Below are 12,898 nucleotides of genomic sequence, written 5' to 3'. Positions count from 1 at the left end.
TACAATTATAACAAACAGGAGGAAAAGTATTTCCTCCTGTTTGTTATAATGGCAGAACGAATTAGGACACCAGAACTGTAGTTTCTATTTTAGGTCCTGCTGCGTGCACCGAGGGTGGCATCTCATTATTGAATTTTTCAAAATTCGAAATAAACAGCTTCGCCAGGCGTTTTGCCTGCATGTCATAAGCCTCGTCATTGTTCCATAAGCCTCGCGCATCTAAAATTTGTGCAGGAACATGCTCTCCACAGCTCGTTGGATACTCCAGTCCAAAAATATTGTGCTTGTTGAAGTGAGACTCCAGCAGTGAACCATCTATTGCTGCTCGAATTAGCGATCGCGTATAATTTAGCTTAATACGTCTGCCTATTCCGTAAGGACCGGCAATCCAGCCCGTGTTCACTAACCAAACTTTGATATTGCGATTTTGCTCTAGTTTTGAACGCAGCAAAGCCGCATATTTTGAAGGATGAAGCGGCAAAAATGCCTGTCCAAAACAGGTTGAAAATGCTGCTGTAGGCTCCTTTACCCCTACCTCTGTACCCGCGACCTTTGCTGTATAACCACTAACGAAATGATATACTGCCTGATCGATGGTCAACAATGAAATGGGAGGAAGTACACCAAAAGCATCTGCCGTCAGGAAAAAAATATTTTCAGGTTCACGACCAATACCGCTCATTTCGGCATTTTCCATGAAATCTATTGGATAGGATACGCGGGTATTTTCCGTCTTGCTAATATCGTTGTAATCAGGTCGATCAAATTCATCCAAAACAACATTTTCAAGCAGAGACCCAAAACGAATTGCGTGAAAAATCTCAGGCTCTTTGTCCTCCGATAAACCTACACATTTGGCATAGCAGCCACCTTCGAAATTGAATATTCCCTTTTCGCTCCATCCATGCTCGTCATCACCGATCAACTTTCTATTTCTATCAGCTGACAAGGTCGTCTTCCCTGTACCCGAAAGTCCAAAAAACAAAGCAGTCTCCCCTTCTTTCGAAGTATTCGCCGAACAGTGCATAGAAAGCACATTATGCTGAAATGGCAAAATAAAGTTCAATATTGAAAAAATGCTCTTTTTAATCTCCCCTGTATAACCGGTCCCTGCAATCAGAACTATCTTTTTTGTAAAATCAATCGCAACAAAATTTTCGTTGATAATGCCATATTGATGCGGCTCTTCGATAAGCAGCGTCGGGGCAGCTAAAATCGACCAAGCAGGCTGAGCATCCAAATTTGGTTCCGGACGCAGAAACAGGTTATTGGCAAATATACTTTGATAAGCTGTCTCCGTAACAACACGCAAATCTATTTGATAAGCTGGGTCAGCCCCTGCAGCACAATCTCTTACATAGATGATTTTATTACTTAAGTGAGCAGCTACTTTCGAAAATAGTGCTTCAAAATTAGCCGGAGACATCCGTTGATTGATTTCTCCCCACCAAACGCTATCTTTTGTTAAAGAATCTTCGACCAGAAACCGATCTTTTGGCGATCTCCCAGTAAATTTTCCCGTATCAGCAGCGAGTGCTCCCGTATCAGAAAGTCGACCTTCGTGATTTGCTAAGGCATGTTCGACCAATTCAGAAACAGGCAATTGATAAAATACATTTTTTGTACTATCAATTTTTAAATATTTCAAATCAGGCGCGTTTCCAATGTTACCCTTTTTCATATTTTTTGTTTGTTTTAAAATGTGCCCAAATTTAAAGGCATTTTTCGCTAAAAACAAAACTTAATTATCTAAAAATCAAGCTTATTGTACAAAAAACACAAAAACAAAACACTCATTAACAACAACTTACGCAAGTAAAAAAAAATAAACTTTTTAGCATATTTTTTTAGCACATCAATTTATCACTATCAAAAAATATCACATATTTTTCGTAAATTGTTCCAACCTTTACAAATATTAATAAAGTAAAAAAACAGAAGGTGTAACGTCCATCAGCCATTGATCGTTGAAAGTGGCAGCAATGTCCAGGCCGACGGACTAACATGAGTAAAGATAAAGAGATGAAATAGCTAGAATTGTAGCACGAACACGGAAGAGCACAGGGTGGCTTTCATGCTATCTGACAAATAATTGCTTGTGCTTAAAATAAACTGGATATGCTATATAACCATTAAAAGACACATAATCTGCGAATGAAATTACATGCTATAGAAACGGGATTTTTTAAACTCGATGGCGGTGCAATGTTTGGCGTTGTTCCAAAGAGTATCTGGAACAAAACAAACCCGGCCGACTCAAACAATATGTGTACCTGGGGAAACCGCCTGCTCCTCATCGAGGACAGTAATCGATTAATGCTGGTCGATACAGGACTGGGAGACAAACAGAATGAAAAATTCTTCAGCTATTATTATCTTCACGGCGATGCAACGCTGGATAAATCATTAAAAAATATTGGATTTAACAGAAGCGATATCACCGATGTCATCCTTACACACCTACACTTTGACCATTGCGGCGGCGCTATAGTGCGCGAAGGTGAACAGCTGGTTCCGGCTTTTAAAAATGCTCATTTTTGGAGCAATAGTGACCATTGGTCTTGGGCGACCGATCCTAACCCGCGCGAAAAAGCTTCTTTCTTAAAAGAGAACATTTTACCGATACAGGAGAGCGGACAATTAAAATTTGTCGAAGATCATCAAAATCCTTTTGGAAACAATATCGCTATCCGTTATGCACACGGCCATACAGAAGCTATGATGTTGCCACAGATACAGTATAAAGGCAAAACAATCCTCTATATGGCGGATCTATTGCCTTCGGTGGGACATATTCCCATTCCTTATGTTATGGGTTATGATGTCAGACCCCTCGTGACCATGGAGGAACGCAACAGCTATTGGAATGAGATCGTCGATAATGAATACATCTTATTTTTCGAACACGATCCCATACATGAATGCTGTACACTTCAACGTACTGAAAAAGGTATCCGGGTAAAGGATATTTTCAAACTAGGCGAGATTTAGCTGGTCTTTTTAAAGAAGATCAAATAGGATATGAAAAAGGATAAACAAAAAAGGCTACTTTGAAAGTAGCCTTTTTTTGTTTCATGAATATGTTTAGAATCTAAAGCCCAAAGCCCAATAATTCTCAAAAAACCATATTTGTTGGGATGCTTTATCTACCCCTCTTCTTCCTGTTGTACGAATGTTTGTTAAATCAGTCCAGCCCGTTTTGAAGTTCCCCTGAAGATAGAGTCCTTTATAAAAACGGTAGTGCAAACCAACTTTTGCCGAAGCACCATAACCCGCAATGTTCCAAAAGTGGTTGGCCCCTTCGCCAAAAAGATGCACGTCGGAACGAGGAATCAATAGACCTACATCCACACCAGATTCCATTGTCAGCACCTGTTGACCTTTGCGATTATTGATGATGTCATCATAACGCTCCAGACCTACTGAGGCAAAGTTATAACCATCTGTATGCTCAAATGTCAGCATAGCAGAGTCTACAGTAATCAATTCACCGTTATATTGACCGGCGCGGTTTCCCGTCGGGATACCAGGATTAGAAATTTCTTCACCGATAAAACCGGAAATTTTCACCTGCTGCGGAATATCGACCACATATTTCATATGATCCCATCCCAATGAAATTGAATAATTATCTTTGATATAATAACCAAAGTGCAGATTAAATTGTGGAATAGTTAACCGGCTTGGATCAAAATACGTCGAACCAAATTTAGTTGGCCTATCACCCGCTTTTACATCATGGAGTATAAAGTCATAATTAGGACCCGTAAAATGAATATCTGATTTTGCGTAAGAAGAGAAGTTGTACCCCCAAAAGAAGAAGAATTTGCCCTTGTTACTTTCTGTTCTCAAATTTTTCGGTTTGAAAATGCTTTTTCCTATCTCAGGATTTTCTTGGGCAAATAAGGCAGAAACACTTAATGCAAGTGCTCCAATCGTTAAAAATATTTTTCTCATATCGGTGCTAAAAACGTTGGGCAAAAGTACCTGCATTCTATTTTATAAGCAAATAAAATCAATGGGAATTGGAAAAATATGACGAAGATCACAGAAATGTCATTCCACGCCAGAAACGAAAAAAGCTGCCTTCCAGGAAAGCAGCTTTTCATTTATTTTATTTCCAAGGAATTGTTACCCTTGATTTTTACGAATGATATTCAAAGCCCCACCAGCTTTAAACCATTCAATTTGTTGCGCGTTGTAGGTATGGTTCGCCAAAATCTCTTCTTGCGTTCCGTCGGCATGATGTAATACAAGTGTTAAAGGTTTACCTGGTGCAAATGTTGTCAAGCCGAGAATATCAATGGTATCATTTTCCTGAATCTTGTTATAATCGTCTTTGTTTGCAAAAGTTAATCCCAACATACCTTGTTTTTTCAAGTTCGTTTCGTGAATACGTGCGAAAGATTTAACTAAAACAGCACGAACACCCAAATGACGAGGTTCCATCGCAGCATGCTCGCGGGAAGAACCTTCACCGTAGTTTTCATCACCGACTACAATTGAACCAATACCGTGTGCTTTATAGTCCCGCTGTGTTGCAGGAACAGGACCATATTCGCCTGTGAGTTGATTTTTAACGCTATCAGTCTTCTCATTGAAGAAATTCAAAGCGCCAATCAACATGTTGTTTGAAATATTATCTAAGTGACCACGGTATTTCAACCAAGGACCAGCCATTGAAATATGGTCAGTAGTACATTTACCTTTTGCCTTAATCAATAATTTCAACCCTTTCAAATCCGTACCTTCCCATGGCGCAAAAGGCTCCAACAGTTGAAGACGATCAGAAGTAGGAGCTACATCAACCACCACCGAACTACCATCAGCCGCAGGTGCTTGATATCCAGGATCATCTACCGCAAAGCCTTTCGTTGGCAACTCATCCCCTACAGGCGGATCTAGCTTCACTTGTTCACCTTTATTGTTTGTCAAGGTATCAGTTACCGGATTGAAACCCAAATCACCAGAAATCGCGATTGCAGCTACCAATTCTGGCGATGCAACAAATGCATAAGTATTTGGATTGCCATCTGCACGTTTTGCAAAGTTACGATTGAAAGAATGAACGATTGTATTTTTCTCTTGTTTATCGGCACCTACACGATCCCACATACCGATACAAGGACCACATGCATTGGTAAAAATTGTCGCATTGAGGTCTTCAAAAGTTTTCAGCAAACCATCACGATCAGCCGTAAAACGTACTTGCTCTGACCCTGGATTAATACCAAATTCAGCTTTTGTAATCAATCCTTTATCAACTGCTTGTTTTGCAATGGAGGCAGCACGGGATAAATCTTCATAAGAAGAGTTTGTACACGAACCGATCAATCCCCATTCCACTTGCAATGGCCAGCCATTCTTTTCAGCTTCTTCGCGCATGCGCGAAACTGGTGTATACAAATCTGGTGTAAAAGGACCATTTAGAGAAGGCTCCAGCTCAGATAGATTGATTTCTATTAACTGATCAAAATACTGCTCAGGATTAGCATAAACTTCGGCATCCGCTGTCAGGTGCTCTTTAATCACATTTGCCGCATCCGCCACTTCGGCACGACCGGTAGCACGTAAATAACGCTCCATGGATTCGTCGTACCCAAAAGTTGAGGTTGTCGCACCAATTTCAGCGCCCATGTTACAGATTGTTCCTTTTCCTGTACAAGATAAAGACTCCGCACCTTCGCCAAAATATTCAACGATAGCACCTGTTCCGCCTTTTACAGTCAAGATACCTGCAACTTTCAAGATCACGTCTTTTGCTGCAGCCCATCCGCTGAGCTTACCCGTCAATTTTACACCGATCAGCTTAGGAAACTTAAGCTCCCAAGGCAAACCTGCCATAACATCACAAGCATCAGCTCCACCCACACCGATCGCAACCATTCCTAAACCGCCGGCGTTCACCGTATGCGAGTCTGTTCCGATCATCATACCGCCTGGAAAAGCATAGTTTTCCAAAACAACCTGGTGAATAATACCTGCTCCGGGTTTCCAGAAACCGATACCATACTTATTGGACACAGAACTCAAAAAGTTAAATACTTCAGAGCTTTCGTTTTTAGCTCGTGCTAAATCTTTGTCTGCTCCTTCTTTCGCCTGAATCAGGTGATCACAGTGTACAGTAGAAGGAACTGCTACCTTTGGACGCCCAGCTTGCATAAATTGCAATAATGCCATCTGTGCAGTTGCATCCTGCATAGCAACGCGATCTGGAGCAAAGTCGACGTAAGAAACGCCACGTTTGTAATCTTCAGTAGCATTGCCATCCCAAAGGTGGGCATACAAAATTTTCTCAGATAAAGTCAAAGGTTTGTTAACCACTTGACGAGCCGCAGCAATGCGCTCGTCATATTGGCTATAGACCTTTTTAATCATATCTATATCAAAAGCCATATCTCTCTAATTTATGTTGTTTAATTAAGTTACTAAACCCTAATCACTCATTATTTTGTTGGAATAGGCGCAAACTTTGTCAAGTTAATGCCTTCCACAGCAGCTTTATATTCTTCGATATTCGGAATACGGCCCAAGATCGCTGAAAGAACAACAACTGGAGTTGATGCTAATAAAGACTCCCCTTTTTTACCATCCCTGTCTTCAACCACACGTCCTTGGAATAAGCGTGTTGAAGTAGCCATTACCGTGTCACCTTTAGCTGCTTTTTCCTGGTTACCCATACAAAGGTTACAACCCGGGCGTTCCAAGTACATAATATTCTCGTATTCAGTACGTGCAGTACTTTTTGGTAAAGCATCGCTAAATTCGAATCCAGAGTATTTTTGTAAGAATTCCCAATCGCCTTCAGCTTTCAGTTCATCAATGATATTGTACGTTGGAGCTGCAACGACCAAAGGAGCTTCAAATGTAACGACACCTTTTTGCTGTTCAATGTTTTTCAACATCTTCGATACAATTTTCAAATCGTCTTTGTGAACCATACAAGAACCGACGAAACCTAAGTCTACCTTTTTGTTTCCACCATAGTACGAAAGGTCGCGAATTGTATCGTGCGTATAACGTTTGGAAACATCCGCATTATTCACATCCGGGTCAGCAATCATTGGTTCTTCAATGATATCCAGATCAATAACAACTTCTGCATAATATTTCGCATTGGTATCTGGAGTTAAAGCAGGCTTAGCACCAGATTTAATTTCCTCAATACGTTTATTCGCCTTGTCAATTAAGCCTTGCAAAACGTTGTTTTTGTTTTCCATGCCTTTATCGATCATAATCTGGATACGGTTTTTAGCGATCTCCAATGATTCGATCAATGTATTATCCTGTGAAATACAAATAGAAGCTTTCGCCTTCATTTCTGCAGTCCAGTCAGTAAAAGTAAATGCCTGATCGGCTAAAAGCGTTCCGATATGAACTTCAATAATTCTGCCTTGGAAAACGTTCTCGCCAGCAAATTGCTGCAGCATCTGTGCTTGTGTAGCATGAACCACATCACGGAAATCCATGTGTTCTTTCATACTGCCTTTAAATGTAACTTTTACCGATTCTGGGATTGGCATAGAAGCTTCACCTGTCGCTAAAGCTAGCGCCACCGTACCAGAGTCAGCACCAAAAGCAACACCTTTAGACATACGGGTATGTGAATCACCTCCGATAATGATCGCCCATTCATCAATTGTAATATCATTTAATACCTTATGAATAACGTCTGTCATCGAATGATATACACCTTGAGGGTCACGTGCTGTGATCAATCCAAAGTCATTCATAAATTTCATCAGTTTTGGAATATTCGCTTGTGCTTTTTTATCCCAAACCGATGCCGTATGACAACCCGATTGATAAGCGCCGTCTACAGTAGGTGCAATTACAGTCGCAGCCATTGCTTCAAGCTCCTGCGCTGTCATCAAACCTGTTGTATCCTGAGAACCAACAATATTTACTTTAACGCGAACGTCAGAACCGGCATGTAACACTTTACCTGGAGTTACACCAACCGCATTTTTATTAAAAATTTTCTCTACAGCAGTCAACCCTTGTCCTTCAATCGTGATTTCTTTTGATGGAGCAAACACTGTAGGTGCCTGAATGCCCAGCGTAGCAGCGGCAAAAGTCTGTATCTTTTTACCGAAAACGATCGCATAAGAACCACCCGCTTTGATAAATTCCATTTTTTGTGGAGTCAAAGCTTTGGAAATATCGATCAGCTCCTGCTCGCCATTATATAATTTTTTAGTCTTGGTATTGATTGTTAAGACAGTACCTGTAGCGACAGAATAAGCTTCTTCAAGGATTGGCTCATTTTTCTCGTTACGGATTACGTTACCATTTTCATCCACTTTCTTCACCCAGTTTTTAAGGTCTATACCGATACCTCCGGTCACATCCACTGTGGTCAAGAAAATAGGTGAGATACCATTTGTACCGCCTACAATTGGTGCGATGTTCACAAAAGGAACATAAGGACTCGCTTGTTTACCCGTCCATAATGCAACGTTGTTGACACCCGACATACGAGATGACCCCACACCCATTGTTCCTTTCTCAGCAATTAACATGACACTTTTACCAGGGTGTTGCGCCTGTAACTCAACGATCTGTTGCTGTGCTTCAGGTGTGATCATACATTTTCCATGTAATTCACGATCTGAACGCGAGTGCGCCTGGTTACCTGGCGACAATAAATCTGTCGAGATATCACCTTCACCAGCGATAAAAGTAATCACCTGAATTTCCTCAGCAACCTCAGGCAGTTTTGTGAAAAACTCTGCTTTTGCGTAGCTTTCTAAAATATCTTTTGCAACCTCATTGCCTTGTTCAAAAGCTTCTTTCAAACGAGCGGTATCCGCGTCATATAAGAAAACTTGTGTTTTAAGAACCTCAGCCGCCTGTTTTGCAATAGCTAGGTCTGTACCCAAAGCCAGGTCCAATAAAACCTTGATTGAAGGACCACCCTTCATATGTGACAACAATTCAAAAGCGAAATCAGGTGTAATTTCAGCAACAACTGATTCACCCAAAACAATTTCCTTTAGGAATTGTGCTTTAACACCCGCTGCAGGCGTAGTACCCGGCAACGTATTGTAAATAAACAATCTTAAAGATTCAGCTCTATTTTCATTGTTTAAATCTTTAATCTGGGCAATTACCTCACTTAGTAATTCTGCTCCGTCAATAGGCTTAGGATGTAATCCTTGGCCTTCTCGTTCTACAACCTCTTGTACGTAATCGTTGTAAATACTCATAGATATCTATCTTTCTATTTTATGGGCAGCATAAAAACACCTATGTCTTTCTACACTACCATGTCTGTAATATAATTAAGCTAATACGCCATCTATCAGGTCCTCCCTGACAAATCACAAATTAGCCCTTCCACTTCATGTTTTGAAGCTGATCTATTTGTCGTAAATCAACTTGTATGACTAATTACAAAAATAGTGAAAATCCAACTTTAAACGCATGCATTCCATTTATTTAAATCAATTTGGAATTGTTCTAAACAGCATTTATGCAATCCTGCCATCTTTTTTTGAAATCCGCTATATTGTATTTATTTCTTTCAAAAAAAAGGTGATTTAAATTATTAAATCACCTTTTCGTTTTATATACTTTCTACAGTTATATCAATGTCTTTTAATGCTTTCACGGTTTCTAGAGGATCAGTCGCGTTGAATACAAATGAACCTGCCACCAGCACATCTGCTCCGGCTTTCAATAACTGTGCTGCATTCGCAGTCGTTACTCCCCCATCGATTTCAATCAGCAGACCATCATTCACTCCCTGTGCCATGGTCCTTAGTTCCTGTACCTTGGCATAGGTATTTGGAATAAATTTCTGACCGCCGAACCCTGGATTGACCGACATAATACAAACCAAGTCGAGATCCGCAAGAACATCTTTTAAAAGTGCTACTGGCGTATGAGGATTCAATGCAACGCCTGCCTTACAGCCCAATTCTTTAATAGCAGCCAGTGTACGATGCAAATGTGTACAGGCCTCGTAGTGCACGGTAATGATTGCTGCACCTGAGTCTTTACATACCTGCAGATAACGGTCTGGATCAACAATCATCAAATGTACATCCAAAGGTTTAGCAGCATGTTTTGCAATAGCCTGCATAACTGGAAATCCAAAAGAGATATTTGGAACGAAAACACCGTCCATAATATCAATATGAAACCAATCTGCCTCACTGTTGTTTACCATGATGATATCATCGTATAATTTTGCAAAGTCTGCAGCAAGAACGGATGGTGCAATTAGATGTGATTTTGTTGACATGTTGTATTTTTTTTGCAAAGATAACAAGTATTTTTTGTTCATCACAGCGTTTACCCGATTTAATACCTATAAACGACAATTGGCTGAAGCTGCAGAAAATAATTATAATTACATTTGTATATTAACATGATAATAAAATACAGCTCACCGTGGGAAGACTAAAAATAAAATACAGAAGAGAATTAAATACAACGGAGAACCTCGTCCGAAAAATTGGATTAATACTTATCACCATTATTCTGATCTGTATATTCCTTCCCAAACAACCTCGTTTTCGCTATGAATTCCAAAAGGGAAAAGTATGGAATCATGAGAATCTGATATCACCCTATAATTTTGCCATATTAAAAACGCAGGAGGAATTGAATGCGGACAAGAAAAGTATCTTAAACACGATTCAACCGATTTATAATGCCAATACGACAACAAGTAAAGAGCAAATTGATCAGTTCAACACGGATCTGGCCGAAAAGTGGCAAAGCAGCAAATTAGATACAACGCATGAAAATATAGTAGATTATAGAAATGCCGGTAATGCCATCTTAAGCCATCTCTATGGCAAAGGCATTCTGTCATTGAACAATCGGTTTCAGAACCGCAGCAACGACAAATCTCCAGCTTCCAAGCATTACAACTTTACACTGATCCAGGACAAAGTTGCCAGCCAAAAAAACACAGCCGACTGTTACACCATCGAAAGCTCTTATGGTTATATGGATGAGATTATGCCCAAATTGACCAAGATAAAGCAAAAGAGCTGGCTGGAGGAAACTTTAAAAAATTACATTACCATTAACTACATCTACAACGATCAACAAACAGAAGCTTTAGAACAAAATGCCATTGCAAACATATCTGCTACGCGCGGTGTGGTCCAAAAAGGAGAACTGATCGCTGAAAAAGAGAAAATAATTTCCAATGAAACCTACCAAAAACTTGAGTCATTACGCAAGGTATATGAAGATGAAGGCAAGATCAGTGGAAATCAAAACTATGTGACCTTAGGGCAATTTCTGATTATCTCGCTCGCCTTGTCTATCTTGATGGTATTCCTTTTTCTTTTCCGTAAGGACATCTATTTTAACAATAGGTTGCTGGTCATTATCATGATTGTGATCATTGGTATGCTCGCTGTCCTATCTTGGGCGATCAAAATCAAGATTCCTAATCTCTACTATATCCCATTTTGCGCCGTCCCCATTATTATTCGTATTCTATTTGATACACGTGTAGCACTCAATATCCATCTGCTGATGGTTCTGCTAGCAGGTCTTTTTGTACCGAATAGTTTTGAGTTTGTCTTTTTACAATTTATGGCGGGGATAGTTGCGATCTATAGTATTAAAACATTGGTCAAACGAGAGCAGCTGTTCATTTCCTCGGCTATTATCCTCGGTACCTATTGGATTGCTTACATTGGCTTGGTCGTTACGAGAAATGGATCTATAGACACCATTTACTGGTCCGACCTCCTTCCCTTTTTCGTAAGTGTCATGATTACCTTGTTGGCTTATCCAATGATCTATGCATTCGAAAAGTTATTTGGTATTGTATCTGATCTAACACTCATGGAGCTTACCAATAGTAACTCCAAGTTATTGCGGGAGCTCTCTTTTAAAGCTCCGGGAACATTTCAACACTCCTTACAGGTGGCTAATCTAGCGGAAGCCGCTATCTACAAAATTGGCGGGAATCCGCTGTTGGTCCGCGCCGGAGCCCTGTACCACGATATCGGGAAATTGACAAATCCCCAGTTTTTCATCGAGAATCAGAAGACAGAAAAAAATCCGCATGATGAGCTTTCACCGGAACAAAGTGCACAGATTATTATATCACATGTCATCAAAGGCGTCGATATCGCCAAAAAACATCAATTGCCTGACGTGATCCTTGATTTTATCCGCACACACCACGGAACAACGCGTGTTGACTATTTTTATAACGTTTTTGTCAAGAACAACCCCGATAAACTGGTTGACGAGTCTTTATTTACCTACCCCGGACCTATTCCTTTTTCCAAGGAAACAGCTGTACTTATGATGGCGGATTCGGTCGAAGCCGCATCCCGTGCATTAAAAGAACCATCTGAAGAGTCTATCAATAACCTTGTCGATAAAATTATCGAACATAAATTGATGCGGGGGCAGTTCAATAACAGTAACATTACGCTAAAAGATATCACCGAATCTGCAGTTATTTTTAAAGCAATGCTCAAAAGTATCTACCATGTTCGGGTAGATTATGATTTAAGCAAAAAAACAATGTAATTTTAATTGTCAAACAACAAATTGAATTTCAAACGCTTATTGCAACGTTACATTTTTTTTGCATTTTTTTTAGTATTTAGACTTTGCAGAATCAAATAATTGCCTTATGTTTGCAATGTCAAAACGAGGAAGGGTGCCTGAGTGGCCGAAAGGAACAGTTTGCTAAACTGTCGTACTGGAAACGGTACCGCGGGTTCGAATCCCGCCTCTTCCGCAGACAAAAGCGCTTTCAGAGGATTCAGAAAGCGCTTTTTTTGTTTCTGGTGGGAAAACAGCACCAAAAACAGGGATCATACCGAAAGTTTGGGGGAGGAGAAGTTTTTAAGCATACAATTTCATTACTCTATATAGGAAGAATGTGGTGTCTCTTACACCGCGAAAG

7 protein-coding genes and 1 tRNA gene are annotated in these 12,898 nt (G+C 40.1%); 3 read left to right on the top strand and 5 right to left on the bottom strand.

All coding sequences use genetic code 11. The annotated features are described in order from the left end of the window. Positions 1-61 precede the first annotated feature (61 nt). Positions 62-1,681: a phosphoenolpyruvate carboxykinase (ATP) gene (gene pckA / locus L1283_RS13650; RefSeq protein WP_145326874.1), complete on the bottom strand. Its 1,620-nt coding sequence runs from the start codon at positions 1,679-1,681 to the stop codon at positions 62-64. Positions 1,682-2,154: 473 nt separating this feature from the next. Here pckA and L1283_RS13645 point away from each other — a divergent pair, with 473 nt between their 5' ends. Continuing rightward, positions 2,155-2,991, top strand: coding sequence for an MBL fold metallo-hydrolase (locus L1283_RS13645; RefSeq protein WP_145326875.1), 837 nt, complete (start codon positions 2,155-2,157; stop codon positions 2,989-2,991). A 93-nt stretch (positions 2,992-3,084) separates the two neighbouring features. On the opposite strand, the gene L1283_RS13640 is transcribed toward L1283_RS13645, so the two are convergent. The 4 genes from L1283_RS13640 to rpe all read right to left on the bottom strand — a co-directional run bounded on the left by L1283_RS13640 (position 3,085) and on the right by rpe (position 10,249). Continuing rightward, on the bottom strand, positions 3,085-3,957 hold the full coding sequence (locus L1283_RS13640; protein ID WP_046672928.1) for a hypothetical protein: 873 nt from the start codon (positions 3,955-3,957) through the stop codon (positions 3,085-3,087). 174 nt (positions 3,958-4,131) lie between these two features. After that, complete coding sequence (locus L1283_RS13635) at positions 4,132-6,396, bottom strand: aconitate hydratase (RefSeq protein ID WP_145326876.1); 2,265 nt, start codon at positions 6,394-6,396, stop codon at positions 4,132-4,134. A gap of 50 nt (positions 6,397-6,446) precedes the next feature. Next, positions 6,447-9,209, bottom strand: coding sequence for a bifunctional aconitate hydratase 2/2-methylisocitrate dehydratase (locus L1283_RS13630; RefSeq protein ID WP_286733306.1), 2,763 nt, complete (start codon positions 9,207-9,209; stop codon positions 6,447-6,449). 359 nt (positions 9,210-9,568) lie between these two features. Next, a complete protein-coding gene (rpe, locus tag L1283_RS13625) occupies positions 9,569-10,249 on the bottom strand; it encodes a ribulose-phosphate 3-epimerase (protein ID WP_201671535.1) in 681 nt (226 codons plus the stop codon). Positions 10,250-10,398: 149 nt separating this feature from the next. Between rpe and L1283_RS13620 the strand changes: the two genes are divergently transcribed. Together L1283_RS13620 and L1283_RS13615 are read left to right on the top strand one after the other, a co-directional pair. Then, positions 10,399-12,516, top strand: a complete 2,118-nt coding sequence (locus L1283_RS13620) for an HD family phosphohydrolase (RefSeq protein ID WP_088161752.1) — start codon at positions 10,399-10,401, stop codon at positions 12,514-12,516. A 127-nt stretch (positions 12,517-12,643) separates the two neighbouring features. Next, positions 12,644-12,730, top strand: a tRNA-Ser gene (locus tag L1283_RS13615). The last annotated feature ends 168 nt before the right edge of the window (positions 12,731-12,898 follow it).

The sequence above is a fragment of the Sphingobacterium sp. HSC-15S19 genome, from assembly GCF_050433745.1.
GTDB lineage: Bacteria > Bacteroidota > Bacteroidia > Sphingobacteriales > Sphingobacteriaceae > Sphingobacterium > Sphingobacterium siyangense.
The sequence above is the reverse complement of the archived record's forward strand: the minus strand, read 5'-3'. Positions and strand labels throughout refer to the sequence as shown.